The sequence below is a fragment of the Ottowia pentelensis genome, assembly GCF_964341695.1.
On sequence record NZ_OZ224513.1, the window covers coordinates 2,104,520 to 2,129,737 of the forward strand.

At 70.3% G+C, this 25,218-nt stretch carries 21 protein-coding genes; 12 read left to right on the plus strand and 9 right to left on the minus strand.

Going from position 1 to position 25,218, the window contains the following annotated elements:
• Nucleotides 1–2: 2 nt before the first annotated feature.
• On the minus strand, nt 3–356 hold the full coding sequence (uraH, locus tag ACWHMB_RS10345) for a hydroxyisourate hydrolase (RefSeq protein WP_377483111.1): 354 nt from the start codon (nt 354–356) through the stop codon (nt 3–5).
• A 71-nt stretch (nt 357–427) separates the two neighbouring features.
• On the opposite strand from uraH, the gene ACWHMB_RS10350 reads away from it, so the two are divergent.
• The 5 genes from ACWHMB_RS10350 (at nt 428) to ACWHMB_RS10370 (ending at nt 6,768) form a co-directional block, all read left to right on the plus strand.
• Nucleotides 428–1,132, plus strand: a complete 705-nt coding sequence (locus ACWHMB_RS10350; RefSeq protein WP_293222968.1) for a GntR family transcriptional regulator — start codon at nt 428–430, stop codon at nt 1,130–1,132.
• Nucleotides 1,129–2,085: an allantoinase PuuE gene (gene puuE / locus ACWHMB_RS10355; RefSeq protein ID WP_377483108.1), complete on the plus strand. Its 957-nt coding sequence runs from the start codon at nt 1,129–1,131 to the stop codon at nt 2,083–2,085. Before ACWHMB_RS10350 ends, puuE begins: the two co-directional genes overlap by 4 nt.
• 3 nt (nt 2,086–2,088) lie before the next feature.
• A complete protein-coding gene (gene uraD / locus ACWHMB_RS10360; RefSeq protein WP_447648525.1) occupies nt 2,089–3,873 on the plus strand; it encodes a 2-oxo-4-hydroxy-4-carboxy-5-ureidoimidazoline decarboxylase in 1,785 nt (594 codons plus the stop codon).
• A 57-nt stretch (nt 3,874–3,930) separates the two neighbouring features.
• Nucleotides 3,931–5,196, plus strand: a complete 1,266-nt coding sequence (locus tag ACWHMB_RS10365; RefSeq protein WP_377483104.1) for a M20/M25/M40 family metallo-hydrolase — start codon at nt 3,931–3,933, stop codon at nt 5,194–5,196.
• Between the two features lie 84 nt (nt 5,197–5,280).
• Nucleotides 5,281–6,768 (plus strand): nucleobase:cation symporter-2 family protein, encoded by a 1,488-nt coding sequence (locus tag ACWHMB_RS10370; RefSeq protein WP_377483102.1) that lies wholly within the window; start codon nt 5,281–5,283, stop codon nt 6,766–6,768.
• Nucleotides 6,769–6,811: 43 nt separating this feature from the next.
• Here ACWHMB_RS10370 and ACWHMB_RS10375 read toward each other — a convergent pair whose 3' ends face one another.
• The 3 genes from ACWHMB_RS10375 to ACWHMB_RS10385 are packed head-to-tail and all read right to left on the minus strand — an operon-like array spanning nt 6,812 to nt 10,026.
• A complete protein-coding gene (locus tag ACWHMB_RS10375; RefSeq protein ID WP_377483100.1) occupies nt 6,812–8,056 on the minus strand; it encodes a cytochrome D1 domain-containing protein in 1,245 nt (414 codons plus the stop codon).
• A gap of 1 nt (nt 8,057) precedes the next feature.
• A complete protein-coding gene (lolD, locus tag ACWHMB_RS10380) occupies nt 8,058–8,765 on the minus strand; it encodes a lipoprotein-releasing ABC transporter ATP-binding protein LolD (protein WP_293223792.1) in 708 nt (235 codons plus the stop codon).
• Nucleotides 8,758–10,026, minus strand: a complete 1,269-nt coding sequence (locus tag ACWHMB_RS10385; RefSeq protein ID WP_377483098.1) for a lipoprotein-releasing ABC transporter permease subunit — start codon at nt 10,024–10,026, stop codon at nt 8,758–8,760. Before ACWHMB_RS10385 ends, lolD begins: the two co-directional genes overlap by 8 nt.
• A gap of 65 nt (nt 10,027–10,091) precedes the next feature.
• Here ACWHMB_RS10385 and ACWHMB_RS10390 point away from each other — a divergent pair, with 65 nt between their 5' ends.
• Both ACWHMB_RS10390 and recJ read left to right on the plus strand, forming a co-directional pair.
• Nucleotides 10,092–11,039, plus strand: a complete 948-nt coding sequence (locus tag ACWHMB_RS10390) for a hypothetical protein (protein WP_447648526.1) — start codon at nt 10,092–10,094, stop codon at nt 11,037–11,039.
• Complete coding sequence (gene recJ / locus ACWHMB_RS10395; RefSeq protein ID WP_447648527.1) at nt 11,036–12,748, plus strand: single-stranded-DNA-specific exonuclease RecJ; 1,713 nt, start codon at nt 11,036–11,038, stop codon at nt 12,746–12,748. The genes ACWHMB_RS10390 and recJ overlap by 4 nt, the downstream gene beginning before the upstream one ends.
• A gap of 222 nt (nt 12,749–12,970) precedes the next feature.
• Here recJ and ACWHMB_RS10400 read toward each other — a convergent pair whose 3' ends face one another.
• The 5 genes from ACWHMB_RS10400 to ACWHMB_RS10420 all read right to left on the minus strand — a co-directional run bounded on the left by ACWHMB_RS10400 (nt 12,971) and on the right by ACWHMB_RS10420 (nt 18,858).
• Nucleotides 12,971–14,248 (minus strand): branched-chain amino acid ABC transporter substrate-binding protein, encoded by a 1,278-nt coding sequence (locus ACWHMB_RS10400; protein WP_377483092.1) that lies wholly within the window; start codon nt 14,246–14,248, stop codon nt 12,971–12,973.
• A 123-nt stretch (nt 14,249–14,371) separates the two neighbouring features.
• Complete coding sequence (locus ACWHMB_RS10405; RefSeq protein ID WP_377483089.1) at nt 14,372–14,887, minus strand: DUF2242 domain-containing protein; 516 nt, start codon at nt 14,885–14,887, stop codon at nt 14,372–14,374.
• Nucleotides 14,888–14,920: 33 nt separating this feature from the next.
• Nucleotides 14,921–15,985, minus strand: coding sequence for a tRNA (adenosine(37)-N6)-threonylcarbamoyltransferase complex transferase subunit TsaD (gene tsaD, locus ACWHMB_RS10410; RefSeq protein ID WP_447648528.1), 1,065 nt, complete (start codon nt 15,983–15,985; stop codon nt 14,921–14,923).
• A 37-nt stretch (nt 15,986–16,022) separates the two neighbouring features.
• Complete coding sequence (locus tag ACWHMB_RS10415; protein ID WP_293224010.1) at nt 16,023–16,463, minus strand: CBS domain-containing protein; 441 nt, start codon at nt 16,461–16,463, stop codon at nt 16,023–16,025.
• 94 nt (nt 16,464–16,557) lie between these two features.
• Entirely contained in the window at nt 16,558–18,858 is a 2,301-nt protein-coding gene (locus tag ACWHMB_RS10420; protein ID WP_377483085.1) for a TonB-dependent hemoglobin/transferrin/lactoferrin family receptor, read from the minus strand.
• A gap of 243 nt (nt 18,859–19,101) precedes the next feature.
• On the opposite strand from ACWHMB_RS10420, the gene ACWHMB_RS10425 reads away from it, so the two are divergent.
• The 5 genes from ACWHMB_RS10425 to ACWHMB_RS10445 all read left to right on the plus strand — a co-directional run bounded on the left by ACWHMB_RS10425 (nt 19,102) and on the right by ACWHMB_RS10445 (nt 25,211).
• On the plus strand, nt 19,102–20,844 hold the full coding sequence (locus tag ACWHMB_RS10425; protein WP_293224014.1) for a nitrite reductase: 1,743 nt from the start codon (nt 19,102–19,104) through the stop codon (nt 20,842–20,844).
• A gap of 121 nt (nt 20,845–20,965) precedes the next feature.
• Complete coding sequence (locus ACWHMB_RS10430; protein WP_447648529.1) at nt 20,966–22,288, plus strand: NAD(P)/FAD-dependent oxidoreductase; 1,323 nt, start codon at nt 20,966–20,968, stop codon at nt 22,286–22,288.
• A 131-nt stretch (nt 22,289–22,419) separates the two neighbouring features.
• A complete protein-coding gene (rpsU, locus tag ACWHMB_RS10435; protein ID WP_293224018.1) occupies nt 22,420–22,632 on the plus strand; it encodes a 30S ribosomal protein S21 in 213 nt (70 codons plus the stop codon).
• Nucleotides 22,633–22,717: 85 nt separating this feature from the next.
• The gene (locus tag ACWHMB_RS10440) at nt 22,718–23,164 is read left to right on the plus strand and encodes a GatB/YqeY domain-containing protein (protein ID WP_293224020.1); all 447 of its coding nucleotides are present in this window, start codon (nt 22,718–22,720) and stop codon (nt 23,162–23,164) included.
• Between the two features lie 139 nt (nt 23,165–23,303).
• Nucleotides 23,304–25,211 carry a DUF6600 domain-containing protein gene (locus tag ACWHMB_RS10445; protein WP_377483081.1) on the plus strand — a complete coding sequence of 636 codons (1,908 nt, stop codon included), beginning with the start codon at nt 23,304–23,306 and terminating at the stop codon, nt 25,209–25,211.
• The last annotated feature ends 7 nt before the right edge of the window (nt 25,212–25,218 follow it).

Consider the following 25,218-nt stretch of genomic DNA (forward strand, 5'->3'; position numbering starts at 1 on the left):
CCTCAAGACCCGCGATAGGTCGAAAAGCTCCAGGGGCTGACCAGCAGCGGCACGTGGTAGTGCTGGTCGGTGTGGGCGATGCCGAAGTCCAGCGGCACCACGTCCAGGAAAGGCGGCTGCGGCAGGGCCACGCCGCGCGCGCGAAAGTATTCGGCGACGTCGAAGCTCAGGCGGTAGGTGCCCACGCGCAGGCTGGCGTTGTCGTACAGCGGGCCGTCGGGGTTGCGGCCGTCGTCGTTCAGGCGAAAGCGCTTGACCAGCCGCGCTTGGTCGCCGTGCATCTCGTACAGGCTGACCTGCATTCCGGCGGCCGGCGTGCCGTGCATGGTGTCCAGGACGTGCGTGCTCAAACCCATGGGGGTCTCCTTAAAAATTGTGCACGGCAGTGTATACAATTTTGAAATTGGCGTCTATCATGGGCGCCACCATGGAAGCCTCCAGCACCGACCGGATCGTCCAGGAGCTCACCGACGCCATCGTCGCGCATCGGCTGCAGCCGGGCGCGCGCCTGGTCGAGCAGACCCTGGCGACCCACTTCGGCGTCTCGCGCACGCTGGTGCGCCAGGCGCTGTTCCTGCTGTCGCAAAAACGCCTGGTGACGCTGGAGCCGGCGCGCGGCGCCTTTGTCGCCAGCCCCTCGGTGGCCGAGGCGCGCCAGGTGTTCGCCGTGCGCCGCATGCTCGAGCTGGAGCTGACGCGCGCCTTCGTGCGCGCCGCCACGCCCGAGCGCATCCAGGCGCTGCGCGAGCACGTGGCGCGCGAGCAGGCGGCCGTGGCGCGCGAGGACGTGGCCAACCGCACCGAGCTGCTGGGCGACTTTCACGTGCGCATGGCCGAGCTGATCGGCAACCCGGTGCTGGCCGAGGTGCTGCGCGACCTGCTGGCGCGCTGCGCCATCGCCACCCTGATGTACCAGAGCACCACCGCCGCGCACGACTCGTCGGCCGAGCATGCCGAGCTGGTCGAGTGCTTTGCCGCCGGCGACGTGACGCGGGCCGTACGCCTGATGCGCGCGCACCTGGACCACGTCGAGTCCGGCCTGAACCTCGAACACCCCGTTCCCACCTTCGACATCGCCAAGGCGCTGGCCCAACCCCGCGCCGCGCGCCCAACCGCCCGGAGACTTGCATGACCCACACCCTCTACGACAGCACCGCCGCCTACCCGCGCGACCTGGTCGGCTACGGCGCCGACGTGCCCCACGCCCGCTGGCCGGGTGGCGCGCGCATCGCGGTGCAGTTCGTCCTCAACTACGAGGAAGGCGGCGAAAGCTGCGTGCTGCACGGCGATGCCGCCAGCGAGACCTTTTTGTCCGAGATGTTCAACCCGGCGGCCTACCCCGAGCGCCACCTGAGCATGGAGAGCATCTACGAATACGGCTCGCGCGCCGGCGTGTGGCGCGTGCTGCGCGAGTTCAGGCAGCGCGGCCTGCCGCTGACGGTGTTTTGCGTCGCCAGCGCACTGGCGCGCTATCCCGAGATGGCCAAGGCCTTCCAGGATGGCGGCCACGAGATCGCCTGCCACGCGCTCAAGTGGGTCCATTACCAGGGCATGGACGAGGCCGTCGAGCGCGCGCAGATGAACGAGGCGCTGGACACGATCGAGAAGATCGCCGGCGAGCGCCCGCTGGGCTGGTACACCGGTCGCGACAGCATCAACACGCGCCGCCTGGTGGTCGACGACGGCCGCCTGCTGTACGACAGCGACTACTACGGCGACGACCTGCCCTTCTGGATGAAGGTGCGCAAGAGCGACGGCAGCGACGTGAACCACCTGGTGGTGCCCTACACGCTGGACTGCAACGACATGCGCTTCGGCCTGCCGCAGGGCTTCAGCAACGCCGAGCCCTTCTACCGCTACATGCGCGACAGCTTCGACACCCTGTACGCCGAGGGCGACCCCCAGGGGCTGGACCGGCCCAAGATGCTCAGCATCGGCCTGCACAACCGCATGGTGGGCCGGCCCGGGCGCTTTGCCGCGCTCAAGCGCTTTCTCGACCACATCGGGCAGCACCCCGGAGTCTGGGTGTGTCGGCGCGTCGACATCGCCCGCCACTGGATCGCCACCCACCCCTGCAAGGACTGAGCCATGCCCCATACGCTGGACGAATTCAACCGCGCCACGCCGGCCGATGCCGAGCGCATGCTGGGCGGCCTGTACGAGCACACGCCCTGGATCGCCGCGCGGGCCGTGCAGGCGCGGCCCTTTCGCTCGCTGGCCCAGCTCAAGCACGCCATGGCCGACGCGCTGGACAAGGCCGGCGCGGACGCCCAGCTGGCGCTGATCCGCGCCCACCCCGAGCTGGCGGGCAAGGCCATGGTGGCCAGGACGCTGACGGCCGAATCGACGAACGAGCAAAGCCAGGCCGGCCTGACGGCCTGCACGCCCGACGAATTTGCGCGCATCGGCGAGCTCAACGCGGCCTACAACGCGCGCTTCGGCTTTCCCTTCGTGCTGTGCGTGCGCGGGCCGCGCGGCACCGGGCTGGGGCGCCGGCAGACCATCGAGACCTTCGAACGCCGCCTGAGGGGCCACCCCGACTTCGAGCGCGCCGAGAACCTGCGCCAGATCAACCGCATCGCCGAGATTCGCCTGGCCGACAAGTTCGGCGCCCCGCCCACGCTGGGCGACGAGGTGTGGGACTGGCACGAAAAGCTGGCCCAGCACAGCGACCCCGGCTTTGCCGAGGCCGGCCAGCTCACCGTCACCTACCTCACCGACGCGCACCGCGCCTGCGCCCAGCGCATCAGCCAGGTCATGCGCGATGCGGGCTTCGACCGCGTGCACATCGACGCCGTGGGCAACGTGGTGGGCCGCTACGACGCCGATCCCGCCGTGGCCCAGCCCAAGACCCTGCTCACCGGCAGCCACTACGACACCGTGCGCAACGGCGGAAAGTACGACGGGCGCCTGGGCATCTTCGTGCCCATTGCCTGCGTGCGCGAACTGCATCGCGCCGGCCGGCGCCTGCCCTATCACTTCGAGGTGGTGGGCTTTGCCGAGGAAGAAGGCCAGCGCTACAAGGCCACCTTTCTCGGCTCGGGCGCGCTGGTGGGCGACTTCAGGCCCGAATGGCTGGAGCAGCAGGACCAGGATGGCATCACCATGCGCCAGGCCATGCAGAACGCCGGCCTGTGCATCGCCAACATCCCCAAGCTGCGCCGCGAGCCGGCCGACTACCTGGGCTTCATCGAGGTGCACATCGAGCAGGGCCCGGTGCTGAACGAGCTGAATCTGCCGCTGGGCATCGTCACCTCCATCAACGCCAGCGTGCGCCACGTGGGCGAATACGTCGGCCAGGCCAGCCACGCCGGCACCACGCCCATGAACCGCCGCCGCGACGCCGCCTGCGCCGCCGCCGAGCTGGCGCTGTTCATCGAACAGCGTGCCGCCAAAGACGGCGATTCGGTCGCCACCATGGGCATGCTGGCTGTGCCCAGCGGTTCGATCAACGTGGTGCCCGGCCGCTGCAGCTTCAGCCTGGACCTGCGCGCGCCCACCGACGCGCAGCGCGATGCACTGTCCAACGACATCGTGGCCGAGGCCCGCGCCATTGCCGAGCGCCGCGGCGTGCAGTGCCAGCTGACCGAGACCATGCGCGCCAGCGCCGCGCCCAGCGCGCCGGCCTGGCAGCGGCGCTGGGAAGCCGCCGTCGAGTCACTGGGCCTGCCGGTGTTTCGCCTGCCCAGCGGCGCCGGCCACGACGCCATGAAGCTGCACGAGGTGATGCCGCAGGCCATGCTGTTCGTGCGCGGCGAAAACGCGGGCATCAGCCACAACCCGCTCGAATCCACCACCGCCAACGACATGGAGCTGGCGGTGCGCGCCATGCAGCACCTGCTGGACGCCGTGGCCGCCGATCAACATCAATAACAATAGCTGCTCGCGCTTTACCAGCGTGGGCCAGAGCCACTTTTCATTCAAATAATCATGACCGACAACGCCACCGTCCACGCCCAACTCGACGCCTGGATCGACCAGCACTTCGACGAGCAGGTCGCCTTTTTGCAGCAGCTGGTGCGCGTGCCCACCGACACGCCGCCGGGCAACAACGCGCCGCATGCCGAACGCACCGCCGAGCTGATCAAGGCCTGGGGCTTCGACGCCGAAAAGCACGCCGTGCCCGAGCAGGAGGTGCGCGACTACGGCATGCAAAGCATCACCAACCTGATCGTGCGCCGGCCCTACGGCGCGGGCGGCAAGACCATTGCCCTCAACGCCCACGGCGACGTGGTGCCGCCGGGCGAAGGCTGGACGCACGACCCTTACGGCGCCGAGATCGAGAACGGCCAGCTGTTCGGCCGCGCCAGCGCGGTCAGCAAGAGCGACTTCTCCACCTTCACGTTTGCCGTGCGCGCGCTGGAGGCCGTGGCCCGGCCCACGCGCGGCACGGTCGAGCTGCACTTCACCTACGACGAGGAGTTCGGCGGCCTGCTGGGCCCCGGCTGGCTGCTGAAAAACGGCCTGACGAAGCCCGACCTGATGGTGGCCGCCGGCTTCAGCTACGAGGTGGTCACGGCGCACAACGGCTGCCTGCAGCTGGAGGTGACGGTGCAGGGCCGGATGGCGCACGCGGCCGTGCCCGCCACCGGCGTCGACGCACTGCAGGCGGCGGTGTTCATCATGAACGCGCTGTATGCCGAGAACACGGCCTATCAAAAAATCACGTCCAGGGTGCCCGGCATTGAGCACCCCTACCTCAACATCGGGCGCATCGAAGGCGGCACCAACACCAACGTCATCCCCGGCAAGGTGCTGCTCAAGCTGGACCGGCGCATGATCCCCGAGGAAGACCCGGCCGAGGTCGAGGCGCGCCTGCTCAAGGTGATCGCCGACGCCACGCGCCACTTCAACCGCTGGCGCGGCGTGACCGGCGAGGACGCCGTGCGCACCGACGTGCGGCGCATCCTGCTGGCCAATGCCATGACCCCGCTGGCCGGCAACGCGCCGCTGGTGGAAGCCATCCAGCGCAACGCCGAGGCGGTGTTCGGCACCCGGCCGCCCGCCGTCGGCACGCCGCTGTACACCGACGTGCGCCTGTACGTGGAGCGCGGCATTCCCGGCGTGATCTACGGCGCCGGCCCGCGCACCGTGCTGGAGAGCCACGCCAAGCGCAACGACGAGCGCGTGGACCTGCAGGACCTGCGCCGCGCCACCCAGGTCATGGCGCGCACCTTGGCCGATTTGCTGGCCTGACGACCCACGGCCGAGCCGCGGCGGCCCCCATACAACGACAAGCATTGCCGCGGCAAAAAGAACCCTTCCCAGGAGACAAGCCCCATGAGCACCCCCACCCATCCCGTCGATGAGCGCCTGCCCACCGGCAAACTGACCGCGCTCGGTCTGCAACACGTGCTGGTGATGTACGCCGGCGCCATCGCCGTGCCGCTGATCGTCGGCCGCGCGCTCAAGCTGCCCGCGCACGAGGTGGCCATGCTGATCTCGGCCGACCTGTTCTGCTGCGGCCTGGCCACCCTGATCCAGGCCTTCGGCGTCACGCAGTGGTTCGGCGTCAAGCTGCCGGTGATGATGGGCGTGACCTTCGCCGCCGTCAGCCCCATGGTGGCCATCGCCAGCAGCAACCCCGGCACCGACGGCGCGCGACTGCTGTTCGGCTCCATCATCGGCGCCGGCATCATCTCGATCATCATCGCGCCGGGCGTCAGTCGCATGCTGCGGTTTTTTCCGCCCGTGGTCACCGGCACCATCATCGCGGTGATCGGCATCGACCTGATGCGCGTGGGCATCAACTGGATCTTCGGCGTGCCCGTGGGCCCCACGGCGCCGCTGATCGTGCAGCCCGAGCACAGCGAGTGGCTCAGCACCCTGCGCAGCGCGGCGGCCACCGGCGCGCCCGGCGTGCCGACCGTGCCGCAGGGCCTGGCGCTGGCGCCCACCCTGCCCAACCCGCGCTACGCGCCGCTGTCGGGCATCGCGGTGTCGGCCATCGTGCTGGTCACCATCCTGGGGGTGGCCAAGTTCGCCAAGGGCTTCCTGGCCAACATCTCGGTGCTGGTGGGCATCGTGGTGGGCGGCGTCGTGGCGGCGGCCAGCGGCATGATGAACTTCGACAAGGTGGCCGAGGCCAAGTGGGTGGACGTGGTCATCCCCTTCCACTTCGGCATGCCGATCTTCGATCCGGTCTCCATCCTCACCATGTCGCTGATCATGCTGGTGGTGATGATCGAGTCGACCGGCATGTTCCTGGCGCTGGGTGAGATGACCGACACCAAGGTCACGCGACCCATGCTCTCGCGCGGGCTGCGCACCGACGGCCTGGGCACCCTGCTGGGCGGCATCTTCAACACCTTCCCCTACACCAGCTTTTCGCAGAACGTGGGCCTGGTGGCCGTCACCGGCATCAAGAGCCGCTTCGTCTGCGTGGCCGGCGGCATCATCCTGATCCTGCTGGGCCTGCTGCCCAAGATGGCCGCGCTGGTCGAGTCGCTGCCCACGGTGGTGCTGGGCGGCGCCGGCATCGTCATGTTCGGCATGGTGGCGGCCACCGGCATCCGCATCCTGGGCGGCGTGGACTTTGCCGGCAACCGCAACAACGCGCTGATCGTGGCCGTCTCCATCGGCGTCGGCATGATCCCCGTCATCGCGCCGCGCTACCTGCAGTGGATGCCCCACTCCATCCACATCCTGATCGAGTCCGGCATCGTGCTGGCCTCGATTGCCGCCGTGCTGCTGAACCTGATCTTCAACGGCGCCAAGGGCGACACCGAGGCCGTGGTGCGCGCGGCCAAACAGGCCGAGGCGCATTGAGCGCAAGCGGGCCGGCAAAGGCCCCGTTCGACCAACGTTGGCTCTATCGCTGCGGGGCCGGGCGTGCGACTGGGCCGGGCACGCGATAGACGCCCACCGGGCGCTCCAGCGGGATGCGCGCGACGAGGCCGAGCGTGACCGCGTCGTGGATCAGCAGGGCGCCCTCGCCTCCCGCCTGCGCCATCGTCAGCGCCAGGCGCCCGTCACGCGTGAACTGCACCGGCCCCAGCCGCGCATCGGCCGGCCCGCGCACCTCGGCCACGGCGGCCAGGGTGCGCGTATCGAGAATGCTGAGCGCAGGGCCGGCATCGACCCAGGCGTAGGGCGTGTCCGGCTGGCTGCGCAGCGCCTCGCCGGGCGCCGGTGTGGCCAGGCTGGCCACGGGCCGCCAAGTTCGCGTGTCGATCACGCTGACCAGGCCCTGGCGGCTGTTGGGCATGGCCAGCAGCGGCACGCCCTGCCGCTCGAAGACGAGTCCGCCGGCCGGATTGGGCGCGCCATCGATCGGCAGGCTGGCGATGGCGCGCCGCACGTCCAGGTTGACCACCAGCACGCGCGCCGCATCATCCGCGCCCGGCGCCGTGGCGCCGATCGCATAGGCGGCGTTGGGGCCGCTCATCAACTCACCCAGGGGTGCGTCCAGTGGCGTGCGCCGCGCGTTCTGGTAGCCCGGCTTGGCGATCGCCTCGCCCATCTTGTAGTCGTGCACCAGGCCGTCGTAGATGGGCGGCGCCTGGGGGTCGTAGCTGATCTCCCACAGCTCGGCGATGTCCTGCAGCGCCACCACAAAGCTGCGGCGCGGCGCCACGTCAAGCACGTCGGCCACGCGCGAGTCGCGCCGGCCGTCCAGTGTTTGCAGGGCAAAGGTCTTCACCGCCCGCAGGTCGGTGTCCAGCAGCACGGCGGTGCGCGGCGCCGCGTTGCCGGCCAGCAGCCAGCGTCCGTCGCCGCTGAGCGCGATGGCGCGCAAGGCAGTGCCCACCTGCGCCTGCGCCGCCAGGCGCAGCGGCCATAGCTCGAACTTGACGACCCAGCCGTCGGCGGCGGCAAAAAAGGCGTGGCGCCCGTCCGGCGCGAAGCGCGGCGCGCCCTGCAGCGCGTGTTCGCTGTCCAGGCGCTGGAGCACCGTGCGGCGCTCGGCGTCGAACAGGCTCAACCGGTGGCCGCTCGCCTCGACCAGCATGAACACGTCGCGCCCGTCGGTGCCGCCCGGCGGCGAGGCCGGCTGCGCCAGCGCGGCCAGCGCGTGCAGCAGCGCCAGCAGCAGCAACAAGCCGGCGCGGATCATGTCATCCCAGCCGCCCCTGCGTCAGCCGCAGCGCGCGCCCGCAGCGCGCGGCCAGTTGCGCGTCGTGCGTGACCAGCACGAAGGCCGTGCCGTGCCGCGTCGCCAGCTGCAGCATCAGGTCGAACACCGTGTCGGCGGTGCCGCGGTCCAGGTTGCCGGTCGGTTCGTCGGCCAGCACGCAGGCGGGTTGCGTGACCAGGGCGCGCGCGATCGCCACACGCTGGCGCTCGCCGCCCGACAGCTCGGCCGGGCGATGCTGCAGGCGGCTTTCCAGGCCGACCTGCGCCAGCATCCGCGCCGCCTGCTGCGCCGCCTGCGCGCGGTCGGCGCGGCGAATCCACAGCGGCATAGCGACGTTCTCGAGCGCGGTGAACTCGGGCAGCAGGTGGTGGAACTGATAGACGAAGCCCAGGTGCCGATTGCGCAGCTGCCCCTGCGCGCGGGGCGAGAGGCCGGCGAAGTCCTGCCCCGCCAGCCGCACGCGCCCGCCGGTGGGCGCGTCCAGCCCGCCCAGCAGGTGCAGCAGCGTGCTCTTGCCCGAGCCCGACTGGCCGACGATGGCCACCGTCTCGCCGGCCTGCACCGTCAGGTCGACGCCCTGCAGCACGGTGACGTCCAGCGCGCCTTCCTGAAAGCGCTTGCTCAGGTTCTCGGCCTCCAATACGGCTCCAGCGCCCACAGGACAAGCGCAGCCAGCTGCATCATTCATAGCGTAGCGCCTCGGCGGGGTTCACGCGGCTGGCGCGCCAGCTGGGATAGATCGTGGCCACAAAGGACAGCAGCAGCGAGATCAGCGCGATCGGCACGATGTCGCTGGACTGCGGGTCGCTGGGCATCTTGCTGATCAGGTAGATGTCCTGCGGCAGAAAGCTGGCGTGAAACAGCCGCTCCAGAAAGGGCACGATGACGTCGATGTTGAAGGCGATCAAAAGCCCCAGCGCCAGCCCCGCCAGCGTGCCGATGACGCCCACCAGCGCGCCCTGCACGACGAAGATCTTCATGATGCTGGCCGGGCTGGCGCCCAGGGTGCGCAGGATGGCGATGTCGGCGCGCTTGTCCTGCACCGTCATCACCAGGGTGCTGACCAGATTGAAGGCCGCCACCGCCACGATCAGGGTGAGGATGATGAACATCATGCGTTTTTCCAGCTGCACGGCGGCGAACCAGCTGCGGTTCTGGCGCGTCCAGTCCAGGATCAGCAGGTTGCCGCTCAGGCTGGCGGCCAGCTGGTCGGCCACCGCGCGCGCCTGGTCCTTGTCGCGCAGCTTGAGGCGGATGCCCGTGGGGCCCTCCAGCCGGAAGATGCGTTCGGCGTCCTGGATGTTGAGCATGGCCAGCGCCGAGTCGTACTCGTAGTGGCCGCTGCTGAAGGTGCCCAGCACCGTCATCTGCTTGAGGCGCGGCACCACGCCCGCCGGCGTGACCTGGCCGCTGGGGGCGATCAGGGTCACGGTGTCGCCCGTCATCACGCCCAGCTTGCGCGCCAGGTCGTTGCCCAGCAGGATGCCGAAGCTGCCCGGCGTGAGCTGGGGCAGCAGCGTGTCCTTGATCTGCGCCGCCACCTCGGTCACCTGCGGCTCCAGCGCCGGGTCGATGCCGCGCACCATCACGCCCTGCATGGCCTCGCCGCGCGCCAGCAGGCCCTGCCCGCCGACGTAGGGCGCCGCGCCCACCACCTGCGGATTGCGGCGCACCTCGGCCAGGGTCAGCGCCGGGTCCAGCAGCGCGCCGCCGTCCGGCGCGAACACCTCGACGTCCGAGATGATGCTGAGCATGCGGTCGGTGACGTCCTTGCGAAAGCCGTTCATGACGCTCAGCACCACGATCAGCGCCGCCACGCCCAGCGCGATGCCCAGCATGGACGCGCCCGAGATGAAGGAAATGAAGCCGTTGCGCCGCGCCGCGCGCCCGGCGCGGGTGTAGCGCCAGCCCAGCAGGGTTTCAAACGACAGGCGATCGGAAAGAGACATCGGGCAAGCAGGTGAATCTGCCGCGAGCGGCGGCCCGGCATTGTGGCATCCCGGACAATCGGGGCATGCCCGTCCCCTTCGAGCCGCTGCACCTGCTGATCGCCAACACCGCCCTGCCCCCCGGCACCCCGGCCCCCTCGCTGCCCGAACTGCCCCCGTTGCCCAAGCTGCAGGCCCTGCTGGCCCGCATGCGCCTGCAAACCACGCTGGAGGTGGACGAGGACAGCCCGGCCACACCCTTCGAGCAGGCGCTGGCGCGCGCCCACGGCCTGCCCGGCGCGCCCGGCCGCGTGGCCTGGGCAGCGTTCGAGACCGGCACCGTGGGCACGCCCTGCGCCTGGCTGCGGCCCTGCCATTGGCAGGTGGGCATGGACCAGGTCAGCCTGCTGGAGCCCAGCGAGCTGGCGCTGAGCGAGGCCGAGTCGCGCGCCCTGCTGGCCGCGCTGCAGCCGCTGCTGCAGGACGACGGCCTCACGCTGCGCTACCTCGCGCCCGACCGCTGGCTGGCCCAGGGCGAGCTGCTGCGCGACCTGGGCACGGCGTCGATGGCGCGCGCGCTGCAGCAGCCGCTGACGCGCGAGCTGCTGACGGTGGCGCCCGACCCCGCCCAGGGCGCGCGCCTGCGCCGCCTGCAGGGCGAGCTGGAGATGCTGCTGTACCTGCAGCCCGTCAACGACGCGCGCGAGGCGGCGCGGCGCTACCCGGTCAACGCCGTGTGGATCGAGGGCGCCGGCGCGCTGGACGCCCCGGTGCCGATCCGCCCCAACGTCCGCACCGACACCCGCCTGCAAACGCCGCCGGCCAGCACCGCCGACTACCTCCGCGCCTGGCAGGCCATCGACGCCGAGGCGCTGGCGCCCCTGCTGGCCGCGCAGCGCACCGGGGCCAAGGTCGAACTGACGCTGTGCGGCGCGCGGCGCGCGCTGACGCTCACCACGGTGCGCGGTCTGCTGCCCGGTTTTATGAACAAAATGCACCCTTTGCGCTTGTCCCACCTGCGCAATCAGCTATGAAATTTGAAGTACGCGACGTTCCCCCGCGCAGCGCCTGGGCGCTGGAGCAGGCCGGCATCCACCCGCTGCTGGCGCGCCTGTATGCCGCCCGCGGCGTGCAGGCGGCCGACGAACTGGACCCGGCGCTGGCGCGCCTGCTGCCGCCCGCGGACCTGTTGGGCGCGGCCCAGGCCGCCACGCTGCTGGCCGACGCCATCGCCGCCGGCGAGCGCCTGTGCATCGTGGCCGACTACGACTGCGACGGCGCCACCGCCTGCGCCGTGGCCCTGCGCGGCCTGCGCGCGCTGGGCGCGGCGCACGTCGGCTACCTGGTGCCCAACCGCGTGGTCGACGGCTACGGCCTCACGCCGCCCATCGCCGAGCGCGTGGCCGCCAGCGGCGCGCAAGTGCTCATCACCGTGGACAACGGCATCGCCAGCGTCGAAGGCGTGGCGCGCGCCCGCGCGCTGGGCCTGAAGGTGCTGGTGACCGACCACCATCTGCCGGGCGCCGAGCTGCCGCAGGCCGACGTCATCGTCAACCCCAACCAGCCCGGCTGCAGCTTCGAGAGCAAGGCCTTGGCCGGCGTGGGGGTGATGTTCTACGTGCTGCTGGCGCTGCGCGCCGAGTTGCGTGCGCGCGGGGTGTTCGACAACGCCACACAACCGAAACTCGATACTCTGCTCCCCCTGGTCGCCCTGGGCACCGTCGCCAACGTGGTGCCGCTGGACGCCAACAACCGCCGCCTGGTGGCGCAGGGCCTGGCGCGCATCCGCGCCGGGCAGATGCCGGCGGGCGTGCAGGCGCTCATCACGGCGGCCGGGCGCGAGGCCCGCAAGGCCAGCACCTTCGACTTCGGCTTTGCCCTGGGCCCGCGCATCAACGCCGCCGGCCGCCTGGCCGACATGACCCTGGGCATCGAGCTGCTGGCCACCGACGACGCCGCACGCGCCGACGAGCTGGCGCGCCAGCTGGACGCCATCAACCGCGAGCGGCGCGAGATCGAAGGCGGCATGCGCGAGCAGGCGATGCAGATCGCCGAGGGCCTGCTGGACCCCGAGGCCGAGCCACCCGCTGCATTGGCCGTGTTCGATCCCGACTTCCACGAAGGCGTGGTCGGCATCGTCGCCGCGCGGCTGAAGGAGCGCTGGCACCGCCCCACCTTCGTCTTCGCCGCCAGCGGCGCGCCCGGCAAGGAGCATGAGTTGAAGGGCTCGGGCCGCTCCATCGCCGGCTTTCACCTGCGCGATGCGCTGGATTTGATCGCCAAGCGCCACCCCGGCGTGCTGCTGCGCTTTGGCGGCCACGCCATGGCGGCGGGCTGCACCCTTGCCGAGGATCAGTTCGACACCTTCGAGCAGGCGCTGCAGCAGGTGGCGGCCGAATGGCTGGACGCCGCCACCCTGACCCAGCGCCTGGCCACCGACGGCGCGCTGCCGCGCGAGGCCCGCCGCGCCGACGTGGCCGACGAACTGCAACAGGCCGTGTGGGGCCAGGGCTTTGCCGCGCCGGTGTTCAGCGAGGAGCTGGTGGTGCTGAGCCAGCGCCTGGTGGCCGACAAGCACCTGGCGCTCAAGCTGCGCCACCAGGGCGAGCCGGTCGACGGCATGTGGTTCGGCCACACCGAGCCGCTGCCGGCGCGCGCGCACCTGGCGTTTCGGCTGGAGCTGGACGAGTGGCAGGGCCAGCGGCGCGTGCGCCTGCTGATCGAGGGGCTAGCCACCGGCTGAACAAAGACCACCCGCCGAACGCAAATGCCAACAGCCGAACGCAGAGGACGCAAAGGACGCAAAAAATTCCAGTTCAAAAACTACTGAATTGATAGCTTCTTGCGCTTGCCATACAAGGGCAAAGATCGAATTGACAAAAAAATTTCTTCTTTTGCGCCCTTTGCGTAATCTTTGCGTCCTCTGCGTTCGGCTGTCCGGCTGTCCGGCTGTCCGGTTGTTTGACTACGGCCTGACCATCTTGCAAGAACTCGGCATCGCCGCCTGCTCGGCGCTGATTTCGCGCACCACCCGAAAGCCGTAGCCCGAGCCTTCGACGTCGAAGGGCACGCCGGGCGCGCCCTGGCGTTCCATCACGCCCACCACCAGCGGCTGCTGAAACTGATGGTCCTCGGCGCGCATGCGGCCGCGCCGCCCGGCCAGGCTGACGTCGGCGTGCTCCAGCGCCCGCGCCAGCGCCACCGCCTCGGTGCCGCCGGCGCGCCCGATGGCCTGGGCCAGCGCCTCGATCATCAGTTGCATGCGCAGGTGCACGTAGTCGTCGCGCGGGTCGGGAAAGCGCTGGCGAAAGGCCTTGTAGAACGCCGCGCTCTCGGGCGTGGGCACGTTGGGCAGCCAGTCGGCCACGGCCACCACCTTGCCCACGCCGGCCTCGCCGATGGCGGCCGGCGCGCCCAGCGCGTTGCCGTAGAAGGTGTAGAAGCGCCCGTCGAAGCCGACTTCGCGCGCCGCCTTGACCAGCAGGGTCAGGTCGTTGCCCCAGTTGCCCGTCAGCACCGCCTGCGCGCCGCTGGCCTTGATCTTGACGGCGTAGGGCAAAAAGTCCTTCACGCGGCCCACGGGGTGCAGCTCGTCACCGACGATGGCCACGTCCGGGCGCTGCTGGCCCAGCTGGCGCCGGGCCTCGCGCAGCACCGCCTGGCCGAAGCTGTAGTCCTGCGCGATCAAATAGATGCTCTTCAGCGCCCGGTCCTCGCGGATCACGCTCATCAGCGCGGCCATGCGCATGTCGGCGTGGGCGTCGAAGCGAAAGTGCCAGAAGCTGCACAACTCGTTGGTCAGGATCGGATCGACCGCCGAGTAGTTGAGAAACACCACGCGCCGCTCCGGCTCGCGCTCGTTGTGCTTGTTGATGGCGTCGATCAGCACGGCGGCCACGGCCGACGAATTGCCCTGCAGCACGACGCGGCAGCCCTTGTCGATGGCCGCGCGCAGCATCGCCAGCGACTCCTCGGTCTGGCCCTTGTTGTCGAAGCGCTCCAGCGCCAGCGTGCGCGCGCCGGTGGCGGTCTGCACGCCGCCGCGCGCGTTCACGCGCTCGATGGCCCAGCTCAGGTTGCGCGCCACGGCCTCGCCGGTGTTGGCGAAGGCGCCGCTGAGCGACTCGATCAGCGCCAGGCGGATAGGCTCGCCGCCGGTGCCGGCCTGGGCCCAGGCGGCGGGCGCCGCCAAGCCGGCGAGCGTGGCGCCCAGCAGGGTGCGGCGGGAAAAGCGTTCAGTCATGTGAAGTCCGATTGAAGAAACCTGCGGCGCGGCGCGCCCGATGCAGGCCTGGCATGGGTCAGCTGGGCGCGACCGCGCGGATCGGCGACGTGAGCAGGCTCATGCCGCCCAGGTACTCGCCCATCAGGTTGAACAGGCGCTCGTACACCTCGGCCGTCGACACCGTCTCGCTGGCGATCTTACCATCGAATCCATGCTGCCCTCCAGCGGCAGCGACAGCGAGCCGATGCCGCCCACGCCCAGCGAGGCCGACTCCTTGACCTTGCGCACCACGTACTGGTCCTTGAGCGCGCTGGCAAACGCCACGCTGGCCAGCTGGCCCAGGCCCTCGGGCGCGCAGACGACGCGAAACTCCAGCTGCACGTGGTGCTCGGGGTCGGGCTGAAAGTATTTGCGCGCCGTCACCTCCTGGCCCGTGGCGGCCGTCACCATGTAGCCTTGGCTCAGCAGCGCACGGCGCGCGGCCTCGCAGGTACGGTCGGCCGGGGCGGCGAAGTGGCGCGCGTGGGTGGTCGAATTGAAAGCCTCGGGCTGATAGCCCACCAGCGGCGCCGGCGTGGGGTTCAGGGTGGAGCAGGCGCCCAGCGCCAGCACCGCGGCCACGATGGCAAGGCGACGAATGGTTTGCAACAACACCATGGCGGCAGGGCAAGAGCGAAAAAACCGCCCATCCTACCGTGTCGGCGCCGCCTCTCGGTTCAATTCATCCAGCGGCCAGCGCGGCCGCACGTCGAAGGCGTAGTCGCGGCTGGCCTGCCCGGCACCGGCCTGCAGGCGCATGGCGGCCGCCAGAGCGATCATGGCGCCGTTGTCGGTGCACAGGGCCAGCTCGGGGTAGTGCACGCGCACGCCCTGCCGGGCGCAGGCGCGGTTCAGGTCGGCGCGCAGCTGCTGATTGGCGCCCACGCCGCCGGCCACCACCAGGCGCCTGAGGCCGGTGGCCGCCAGCGCCTTGAGCGACTTCTTGACCAGCACCTCGACGATGGCCGCCTGCGCGCTGGCCGCCAGGTCGGCGCGCGGCTGCTCGCAGGGCAGGCCCTCCAGCTTGCGCGCCTGCGTCAGCACGGCGGTTTTCAGGCCGGCAAACGAGAAGTTCAGATCGCCGCTGTGCAGCAGCGGGCGCGGCAGCGCGTAGGCCGTGGCGTCGCCGAAATCGGCCAGGCGCGCCAGCGCCGGCCCGCCCGGGTAGCCCAGGCCCAGCAGCTTGGCCGACTTGTCGAAGGCCTCGCCGGCGGCGTCGTCGATGGTTTCGCCCAGCAGCTCGTAATACCCCACCCCGTCCACGCGCATCAGCTGCGTGTGGCCGCCGCTGACCAGCAGGGCGACAAACGGAAATTCGGGCGGGTCGGCGCTGAGAAAGGGCGACAGCAAATGCCCTTCCAGATGATGCACGCCCAGCACCGGCCGATCGAGCGCGGCCGCCAGCGCGCAGGCCACGCCCGCGCCCACCAGCAGGGCGCCGGCCAGCCCCGGCCCGCGCGTAAAGGCCACCACGTCCACCTCGGTCAGCGCGCGGCCCGACTGGGCCAGCACTTCGTGGGTCAGCGGCAGCACCCGGCGGATGTGGTCGCGGCTGGCCAGCTCGGGCACCACGCCGCCGTAGTCGGCGTGCATGGCCACCTGCGAATGCAGGGCCTGACCCAGCAGGCGCGGCGGCGCGCCGCCCTCCTGCGTTTGCACCAGCGCCACACCCGTTTCGTCGCAGGACGACTCGAACCCCAAGACCAGCCAAGACATGCGGGCGATTATCCGCGCCTCGGGCGGTGATCGCGCCTCAGGCCATGTTGCCGGCGATGTAGCTTTCCAGCTGGGCGATGTGAAAGCGCTGCTCTTCGAGCTGGGCGTTGACCAGGTCGCCGATGGACACCAGGCCGACCACGCCGCCGGCTTCGACCACGGGCAGGTGGCGGATGCGCGCCTTGGTCATGATGCCCATGCATTCCTGCACCGTCTGGCGTGGGCTGACCGTGTACAGGCGCGAGGTCATGACGTCGGCCAGCAGGGTGTCGGCCGAGGATTGGCCCTTGAGCGCGATCTTGCGCGCATAGTCGCGCTCGGTGAAGATGCCCAGCAAGGCCTCGCCCTGCATGATCAGCACGGCGCCGATCTCGCGCTCGGCCAGCAGCTTGAGCGCGTCCAGCACCGTGGCGGTGGGCGGCAGCGAGGCCAGCGGGGCCTGCTTCTTGGACGTCAGAACGTGGGCGATGGGGGTCATGGCGGTCACCTCCGGGAAAAGACGCGCTTCGTGTGCCCAATCGTGCCAGAAGCCGCGCCGCGATGCCAGTTTCTTTGTGCGACGGCGACAGGCTTCAGAAATCCATCACCAGCGACACGTAGGCGCTGCGCCCCGCCTGGGTGTAGGCATCGCGGATCGGCGAGTTGCCGGCCACGCCGTACACGCTGGGCCACAGCCAGTACTTGCGGTCGGTCAGGTTGCGCACACCCACGTTCAGGCGCACGTCCTTGCGCGGGCGCCACTGCAGGCCCACGTCCAGCGTGGTGGCCGCCGGGGTGGCGAACTGGGTGCCGGCGCGCGCGGCCATGATGGCCTCGCTGTCGATGTCCTTGGCCTTCTTGGCGGCGTGGTGGCGCACGTCGGCCGAAAAGCCCCACTGGGCGGTGTCGTAGCGCAGGCCGACCATCAGCAGGGCCGGGTCGATCGAGTTGATGGGCTTGCCGCTGTCGCTGTTGGTGCCGCGCGCCATGCCGAAGGCAAAGGTGTTGACCAGGCGCCCGCCGGCCACCCGGCCCCAGTCGTAGCGGCCCTTGACCTCGAAGCCGTGGATGCGCGCGCGCGGGATGTTGACGGCCTGGAACTGCCGCTCGTTGCCCACTTCGCGCACGAACTCGGCGTCCACGATCAGGTTGGAGTAACGATTGGTGAAGGCCGCCACGTCCAGGCTCAGGTTCTCCAGCCGGCCGCGCACGCCGACCTCGAAGCCGCGGCTTTTTTCGGGCTTGAGGTCGGGGTTGGGCTGGATGATGACGCGCGTGTTGGGGGGCGCCAGGTATTCGAACTGGTCGTTGAGCTGGCCGGCCTCGGGCGGACGAAAGCCGGCGGCGTACTGGCCGTACACGCTCCAGGCCGGGGTGGCGCGGTACAGCACCCCCAGCTTGGGCGAGGCCGCCGAGCCCGACAGCGACTTGCCTGGCACCTTGGACGGCGGGAAATAGCCCGCCTGGCTGGTCACGTCGACGGCGAAGTGGTCCAGCCGCAGGCCGGGCGTGAGCGTCCAGTCGCCGATCACCGATTCGTCCTGCAGGTACAGGGCGGTGGCGGTTTCGCGCGTGTCCGGGAAGCGCTTGAACGGAAACTGCTCGGGCGGCAGCGGCGCCAGGCCGTCGTACAGGTTGCGAATGTTGCTGCGCACGTAGTCGGCGCCGTAGGTCAGGCGGTGCGTCCAGTCGCCATGGCGCAGCAGCTTTTCGGCGCGCGCGCCCACCTGCCAGGCGCGCTCGCCGTAGAAATTGTCGCGCACGCGGTGCGTGCCGCTGAACAGGTCGCTGGTGCCCACGCGGCGCGAGTCGGTGTGCTGCACGCCGACGACGGTGCGCAGCTGGTCGGCCCAGGCCGTGCCCAGCTCGTAGCGCGCGTCCCAGCTCAGGCGCTCGCGCGTGCCCTCGTAGCGGCTGTCCTCGTTCAGCACGTCGCCTGGCTTGGACGGCCGCGGCGCGCGGCTGGACAGCAGGTCCACCGTCGAGTTGCGCTCGGTGCGCTCCAGCGTCAGGACGTGGCGCTGCAGGCGGCTGGGCTGCACCACCAGCTTGCCCAGCACGGCGGTGTCGCCGTCGTGCTGGGGGTTGGCCGTGGTGCGGTTGGCGTTGGGCTCGTCGTTGCGGCCCATGGTCTGCATGGCGTGCGAGGTGCGCCGATTGGCGCTGAGCAGCCACTGCACGCTGTCGCTGGCCCGTCCGGCCACCGTGCCGGCCAGCGAATAGCCGTTGTCGTCCTCGCTCCAGCCCGTCGCCAAGCGCCCGCCCACCGTCTTGGTGGGCTTGCCGCTTTCGTCGAGCAGGAAGTCCAGCGGGTCGTAGGTGACGAAGTTGACCACGCCGGCCATGCCGTCGGAGCCGTACAGGGCCGAGGCCGGGCCGCGGATGACCTCGATGCGCTTGAACTGCTCCAGCGACAGGTATTCGCGATCGAAGATGGCCGAGCGCGACACGTAGCTGCGCGGCAGGCGCACGCCGTCCACCGTCATCAGCACCCGGTTGCCGCCCAGGCCACGGATGTTGATGCCGGTGTTGCCGTCGCGCGCGAACGAGGACGAGGCCGCGCCCACCGCCAGCCGCGCCGGCGCATCGCGCACCGAGACGTTGGGCAAGTCCTGCAGCGCCTCGCCCAGGGTGCGGCCCTGCTCGCCGCCCTTGGCGTCGGTGTCGATCACGTCGTGCGACAGCGGCAGCACGTCGCGCGTGGCGTAGTCGCCCTCGTCGCGCAACTGCCTGACCTCCACCTCGCCCAGGCTCGGCGTGGCGCCTGGCTGATCGGCGCCTGGCTGCGCCTGGGCCGTGGCCATGGACGCGCAGGCCAGGGCCACGCAGACGCCGAGAACGGGGCGCGCCCAGATGGACGGCGAAAGAGCGGAAAAACGGGGGTCGGAGCGCATGGGTGAAAACAGCAAATGGACGGTGAACGACAGCCGAAATCCGTGGCTGGCCGGTCGATTATTCAAGCGAATGCGTCGGTAAAAACCCCTATCCGAAGCCAACTTGCTTTACATCAACTTTGCCCTTGCCGAGCGTCCGAATAATGCGGAAAGGCCCGTCGCAAACCATCGCCGCAGCCCGCGGCGGGCAACCTTCCAAAAGGGTTCAAACCCGGGGCGGCGGCAACGACAAGGAGTTGATTCATGAGAACCCGCAAGCTGGCGAGCCTCGTGGCCCTGGCACTGTCTTCCCTGGCGCTTTCCGCCATGGCCCAACAAGCGGGCGAGCCCGCCAAGCCTGGTGCGCCCACCACCTCCACCACCAGCCCGCAGGCCCAGTTCGAGAGCGCGCCCTACGCCTCGGGCGCGGCCATGCACGCCACCAGCAACCCCAAGGCGCCGCCGATGACCGAGGAGGAGTTTGCCCGCGCGCGCCAGATCTACTTCGAGCGCTGCGCCGGCTGCCACGGCGTACTGCGCAAGGGCGCCACCGGCAAGCCGCTGACGCCCGACATCACGGTCGAAAAGGGCACCGAGTACCTCAAGGTCTTCATCGGCTACGGCTCGCCCGCGGGCATGCCCAACTGGCTGACCTCGGGCGAGTTCGACGAGAAGACGGTCGACCTGATGGCGCGCTACATCCAGCAAGACCCTCCCACGCCGCCCGAGTTCTCGCTGGAGGACATGGAGAAGTCGCGCAAGGAATACGTGCCGGTGGCCGAGCGCGTGAAGAAGAAGATGAACAACTACAACATCGAGAACATCTTCTCGGTCACGCTGCGTGACGCCGGCGAGGTGGCGCTGATCGACGGCGACACCAAGCAGATCATCAACATCGTCAAGACCGGCTACGCGGTGCACATCTCGCGCATGGGGGCCAAGGGGCGCTACCTGTACGTGATCGGCCGCGACGCGCGCCTGAACCTGATCGATCTGTGGATGGAAAAGCCCGACAACGTGGCCGAGATCAAGGTCGGCCTGGAAGCCCGTTCGGTGGAAACCAGCAAGTTCAAGGGCTGGGAAGACAAGGTGGCCGTGGCCGGCACCTACTGGCCGCCGCAGTTCGTGCTGATGGATGGCGACACGCTCAAGCCGCGCAAGATCGTCTCCACCCGCGGCATGACCGTGGACAACGAGTACCACCCCGAGCCGCGCGTGGCGGCCATCGTCTCCAGCCACGAGAAGCCCGAGTTCCTGGTCAACGCCAAGGAAACCGGCAAGATCTGGATGGTGGACTACACCGACTTGACCAACCTGAAGGCCAAGCAGCTCGACGCCGCCAAGTTCCTGCACGACGGTGGCTTCGACAGCACGCGCCGCTACTTCCTCACGGCCGCCAACTCGTCCAACAAGGTGGCGGTGGTGGACACCAAGGAAGACAAGATGGCCGCGCTGATCGACGTGGGCAAGATCCCGCACCCGGGCCGCGGCGCCAACTTCAAGGATCCCAAGTACGGCCCGGTGTGGGCCACCTCGGGCCTGGGCGACGAGAGCATCGCGGTGATTGGCACCGACCCGAAGAAGCACAAGGACAACGCCTGGAAGGTGGTGCGCTCGCTCAAGGGCCAGGGTGGCGGTTCGCTGTTCATCAAGACGCATCCGAAGTCCAGCAACCTGTGGGTCGATACCGCCCTCAACCCCGACGCCAAGGTCAGCCAGAGCGTGGCGGTGTTCGACATCAAGGATCTGTCCAAGCCGCCGCAGGTCATCGACATCGCCGCCTGCGCGGGCCTGAAGGACGACGGCGCCAAGCGCGTGGTGCAGCCCGAGTACAACAAGGCTGGTGACGAGGTCTGGTTCTCGGTGTGGAGCGCCAAGGACAAGGAGTCGGCCATCGTGGTGGTCGACGACAAGACGCGCACCTGCAAGGCCACCATCAAGGACGCCAAGCTGATCACGCCGACCGGCAAGTTCAACGTGTTCAACACGCAGCACGACGTGTATTGACGTCAACAGGCGGCAGGCGGTACCCCCGGCGCCGACTGCCGCCTCTCATGCATGCAACGGCTGCCGGCCCACCCCGGCAGCCGTTTTTCATGGCGGCCCGCATGCGATCATCGGCGCATGAATGTCTCCGTGGCCCCGCATGCAGCGCCCTGACGTCGTCATCATCGGCGCCGGCGCCGCCGGGCTGTTCTGCGCCGCCCGCGCCGGCCAGCGCGGCCTGCGCGTGCTGCTGATCGACCACTTCGCGCGCGTGGCCGAGAAGGTGCGCATCTCGGGCGGCGGACGCGCCAATTTCACCAACCGCGCGCTGGACCCGGCGGCGCCGCAGCGCCACTTCATCAGCCACAACCCGCACTTTTGCCGCTCGGCGCTGGCGCGCTTCACGCCGCAGGACTTCATGGCGCTGCTGACGCGCCACGGCATCGCCTTTCACGAAAAGCACAAGGGCCAGCTGTTTTGCGACCGCTCGGCGCAAGACCTGATCGACCTGCTGCTGGCCGAGTGCGCGGCGGCGCCCGCCTTCGGCGGGCAGGTCGAGCGCTGGCAGCCGTGCGCCGTCGATCGTGTCGAGTTTCAAGCCAAATCGGGCTCTGGCGCTTGCCCATCAAGCGCAAGCAGCTACGTTATTCATAGTGATCGAAGCGTGATCGAAACCCCCGCCCTGGTCGTCGCCACCGGCGGCCTGTCGGTGCCCAAGATTGGCGCCAGCGACTTCGGCCTGCGGCTGGCGCGACAGTTCGACCTGAAGTGCGTCGACACCCGCCCCGGCCTGGTGGGTCTGACGTTTGATGGCGACGGCTGGGCGGCGTTTGCCGCGCTGGCCGGCCTGGCGCTGCCGGTGGAAATCGCCACCGGCACGGGACGCCAGCGCATGCGCTTTCACGAAGACCTGCTGTTCACCCACCGCGGCCTGTCGGGCCCGGCGGTGCTGCAAATCTCCAGCTACTGGCAGCCCGGCACGCCCATCGAGATCGACCTGGCGCCCGGCCTCGACCTGGCGGCCGAGCTGCGCGCCGCCAAGTCCCGCTCACGCCGGGGGATCGCGCGCGAGCTGGCCGCCTGGCTGCCGGCGCGCCTGGCCGAAGCCTGGGTGCTGCGCGATGCCGCCTGGCAGCGCCCCGTCAACGAGGCCGCCGACAAGGCGCTGGCGCAGCTGGCGGCATCGCTGCAGCGCTGGTCCATCACCCCCAGCGGCACCGAGGGCTACCGCAAGGCCGAGGTCACCGTGGGCGGCGTGGACACGCGCGAGCTGTCCTCGCAAACCCTGGAGGCCAGGCGCCAGCCGGGCCTGTACTTCATCGGCGAGGTGGTGGACGTGACCGGCTGGCTGGGCGGCTACAACTTCCAGTGGGCCTGGGCCAGCGCGGCGGCCTGCGCCGACGCGCTGGCGGCCCATCGGCGCCTGCCCGCCGCGCCCTTGGCAGCGCCTGAAAAAATCGAATAAAATGCTAGGCTTTGCTGGCAATGCCCTGCCGGCCAATACTAGTTAAAGGCGGGGCGCATCGCGGCGCATGGCGCCAGGGCCCGATCTTCCCTGGCACCCGCTGGCCGCACATCGGAAATCACTGTCTTCGAATGACCACCATCCGCGTAAAAGAAAACGAGCCGTTTGACGTCGCCCTGCGCCGCTTCAAGCGCACCATCGAAAAGCTGGGCCTGCTGACCGACCTGCGTGCCCGCGAGTTCTACGAAAAGCCCACCGCCGAGCGCAAGCGCAAGAAGGCGGCCGCCGTCAAGCGCCACCACAAGCGCGTGCGCAGCATGCAGCTGCCCAAGAAGCTGTACTGATTCACCGGCGCGTCCGTCGCGCCCGCTCGACAAGGCTCGCCGGGGACGCTTGGCGGGCCTTTGTCGTTTCTGAAAGGACCTTGCGATGAGCTTGAAAGACCAAATCACCGAAGACATGAAGTCCGCCATGCGCGCCCACGACAGCGAGCGCCTGGGCACCATCCGCCTGCTGCTGGCGGCAATGAAGCAAAAAGAGGTCGATGAACGGGTGACGCTGGACGACGCGGCCGTCATCGCCATCGTCGACAAGCTGATCAAGCAGCGCAAGGACAGCGTGGCCGCCTACACCCAGGCCGGCCGCCAGGACCTGGCCGACAAGGAAAGCTTTGAAATCACCGTGCTGCAGGCCTACCTGCCGGCGCGCCTGTCGGCCGACGAGATCACCCGCGAGGTGGCCGCCATCGTGGCCGAACTGGGCGCCGCCGGCCCCGGCGACATGGGCAAGGTGATGGCCGCCGTCAAGACGCGCCTGGCCGGCAAGGCCGACATGGGCGCGGTCAGCGGCGCGGTCAAGGCCGCGCTGGCCAAATAGGCTGCATCGCGTTTGCATCTGGTAGCAGCTGGCGCGCCATCTTTGCAGTGAGCGGGCGGCGCCGGGCAAACCAAAGGCGCTGCTGGCACGTTAAGACAGCAGGAGCAAGGCCCCTGCCTTGCGCTGCCAGGCTGCCACCATGAACCCGCTTTCTCCCGTCGCCGGCCCGCGCTGGCGCCGCGCGCTCACCGCCACGCTGCTGCTGGCCGCCAGCGCCCTGGCCTGGGCCCAGGCCGATCCGCCCGCGCGCGTGGCCTACGTCAGCGCGCTGGAAGGCGCGGTGCGCATCAGCACCGACGCACCAGACGACTGGGCCCCGGCCAGCCTCAACTGGCCGGTCACCACCGGCACGCGGCTGCAACTCGACCCCGGCGCCCGCGCCGAACTGGACGGCGGCTGGCTGGCGCTGCGCCTGCAGGGCCCCGCCGACCTGGACACCAGCGCCCTCGACGACACCCACACCCAGTGGGCGCTGACGGCCGGCACGGCCTCGCTGCGTGTGCGCCAGCCGCCGGCCGGCGAACGCGTGGAGCTGGACACGCCCCAGCTGGCCCTGGTCGCCACCCAGCCGGGCGAATACCGCTTGGACGTGGGCCCCGCCAGCGACACCACCCGCGTCACCGTGCGCAGCGGCAGCGCCACGCTGTATGGCCAGGCCGGCCAGTCCATGCCCGTGGCCGCGGGCCAGCAGATCGTGCTGACCGGGCGCGACCTGACGGTGCTGAGCAGCGCCGCCGTGCCGCCGCGCGACGCCTTCGGCCAGTGGGTGGCCGCGCGCGAGCGGCAGCGCACGCAGTCACCGGCCACGGCCTACGTCTCGCCCGACATGCCGGGCTATGCCCAGCTCGACGCCTATGGCCAGTGGAGCGACGACGCCACCTACGGCCCGGTCTGGTACCCCGCCGTCACGGCGGCCGACTGGGCGCCCTACCGCGACGGGCGCTGGGTCTGGGTCAGCCCCTGGGGCTGGACCTGGGTGGACGACGCGCCCTGGGGCTTTGCGCCCTTTCACTACGGCCGCTGGACGCAGATCGGCCCACGCTGGGCCTGGGTGCCCGGCCCGGTGCTGCGCCGCCCGGTGTACGCGCCGGCGCTGGTGCAGTTCGTCGGCGCCGGCAGCGGTTGGCGCCTGAGTGCCGGCGGGCCGGGCATGGCCTGGTTCCCGCTGGCGCCGGGCGAGCGCTGGCACCCGCCCTACCACGCCAGCGAGCGCTACCGCGATCGCCTCAACGACTGGGGTCATTGGCGCGGCCCCGTCCCGGCGCCGGGCGGCAGCTTCTTCTTTCAGCATCGCCCCGGTGCCATCAGCGTGGCGCCCCAGGGCGGTTTCGACCGCGACGGCTGGCGCGGCGGGCGCCGCCCGCGCTACGGCGATGGCAGTCACTTGCCACCGGGCTGGATGCAGGGCAGCCGCCCCTCGGCACCGCCCGAGCGCCCGCCCCGCGCGCCCGCGCACGCCGAGCGGCCGCAGCCGCTGCGGTCGCCCGTGCCCCCGATGGGCGTCATGCTGCCGCGCCCGCCGGCGCCCAACGGCGCGGGGCCGCATGAATCGACGTCGACACCCGCGTGGACGCCAGGCCAGCGGCCACCCATGCCCCAAGCGGGCTTCATGCCGCCGATGCCCCATGGCCAGGGCTTGCACGAATCCGCGCCGGCAGCCGTCCAGACGCCGGGCCCGCGGCCACCCGCACCAGCACTGGGCCCCGAGCACCGCTCACCCAGAGCCGAGCGCCCGATGCGTCCGCCCGAGCCGGAAGTCGGCCGCCCGGCACAACACCGCCCCGAATGGGCGCCCACACCGCAGGCACGACCCGCGGCGCCTGCATGGCGGCCGCCGCAGCCGGCGCTGTCGGAGCGTCCGGCCGAGCGCCCGCAATACCGCCCGGAGGCCTATCAACCGCGGCCCGCACGCGAGTTCGCGCCGCCCGCGCGCCAGTTCAATCCGTCGCCCGATCGCGCGCCACGCCAGGCCGAACGCGGGCCCGAGCGGGAACACCGTCCGGCGCCGCAGCACCCACGCGCCACGCGCGGTGACAATGACCGCTGACGGCTGC

What these genes read in the sequence shown, in the direction of transcription:
- ACWHMB_RS10375 (WP_377483100.1), bottom strand. Translation starts at nt 8,056, where the DNA reads ATGATCCGCGCCGGCTTGTTGCTGCTGCTGGCGCTGCTGCACGCGCTG.
- ACWHMB_RS10350 (WP_293222968.1), top strand. Translation starts at nt 428, where the DNA reads ATGGAAGCCTCCAGCACCGACCGGATCGTCCAGGAGCTCACCGACGCC.
- ACWHMB_RS10365 (WP_377483104.1), top strand. Translation starts at nt 3,931, where the DNA reads ATGACCGACAACGCCACCGTCCACGCCCAACTCGACGCCTGGATCGAC.
- ACWHMB_RS10415 (WP_293224010.1), bottom strand. Translation starts at nt 16,463, where the DNA reads ATGACCCCCATCGCCCACGTTCTGACGTCCAAGAAGCAGGCCCCGCTG.
- tsaD (WP_447648528.1), bottom strand. Translation starts at nt 15,985, where the DNA reads ATGTCTTGGCTGGTCTTGGGGTTCGAGTCGTCCTGCGACGAAACGGGT.
- ACWHMB_RS10440 (WP_293224020.1), top strand. Translation starts at nt 22,718, where the DNA reads ATGAGCTTGAAAGACCAAATCACCGAAGACATGAAGTCCGCCATGCGC.
- ACWHMB_RS10430 (WP_447648529.1), top strand. Translation starts at nt 20,966, where the DNA reads ATGTCTCCGTGGCCCCGCATGCAGCGCCCTGACGTCGTCATCATCGGC.
- uraD (WP_447648525.1), top strand. Translation starts at nt 2,089, where the DNA reads ATGCCCCATACGCTGGACGAATTCAACCGCGCCACGCCGGCCGATGCC.
- uraH (WP_377483111.1), bottom strand. Translation starts at nt 356, where the DNA reads ATGGGTTTGAGCACGCACGTCCTGGACACCATGCACGGCACGCCGGCC.
- ACWHMB_RS10370 (WP_377483102.1), top strand. Translation starts at nt 5,281, where the DNA reads ATGAGCACCCCCACCCATCCCGTCGATGAGCGCCTGCCCACCGGCAAA.
- recJ (WP_447648527.1), top strand. Translation starts at nt 11,036, where the DNA reads ATGAAATTTGAAGTACGCGACGTTCCCCCGCGCAGCGCCTGGGCGCTG.
- ACWHMB_RS10390 (WP_447648526.1), top strand. Translation starts at nt 10,092, where the DNA reads ATGCCCGTCCCCTTCGAGCCGCTGCACCTGCTGATCGCCAACACCGCC.
- ACWHMB_RS10405 (WP_377483089.1), bottom strand. Translation starts at nt 14,887, where the DNA reads ATGGTGTTGTTGCAAACCATTCGTCGCCTTGCCATCGTGGCCGCGGTG.
- rpsU (WP_293224018.1), top strand. Translation starts at nt 22,420, where the DNA reads ATGACCACCATCCGCGTAAAAGAAAACGAGCCGTTTGACGTCGCCCTG.
- ACWHMB_RS10425 (WP_293224014.1), top strand. Translation starts at nt 19,102, where the DNA reads ATGAGAACCCGCAAGCTGGCGAGCCTCGTGGCCCTGGCACTGTCTTCC.
- puuE (WP_377483108.1), top strand. Translation starts at nt 1,129, where the DNA reads ATGACCCACACCCTCTACGACAGCACCGCCGCCTACCCGCGCGACCTG.
- lolD (WP_293223792.1), bottom strand. Translation starts at nt 8,765, where the DNA reads ATGAATGATGCAGCTGGCTGCGCTTGTCCTGTGGGCGCTGGAGCCGTA.
- ACWHMB_RS10420 (WP_377483085.1), bottom strand. Translation starts at nt 18,858, where the DNA reads ATGCGCTCCGACCCCCGTTTTTCCGCTCTTTCGCCGTCCATCTGGGCG.
- ACWHMB_RS10385 (WP_377483098.1), bottom strand. Translation starts at nt 10,026, where the DNA reads ATGTCTCTTTCCGATCGCCTGTCGTTTGAAACCCTGCTGGGCTGGCGC.
- ACWHMB_RS10445 (WP_377483081.1), top strand. Translation starts at nt 23,304, where the DNA reads ATGAACCCGCTTTCTCCCGTCGCCGGCCCGCGCTGGCGCCGCGCGCTC.
- ACWHMB_RS10400 (WP_377483092.1), bottom strand. Translation starts at nt 14,248, where the DNA reads ATGACTGAACGCTTTTCCCGCCGCACCCTGCTGGGCGCCACGCTCGCC.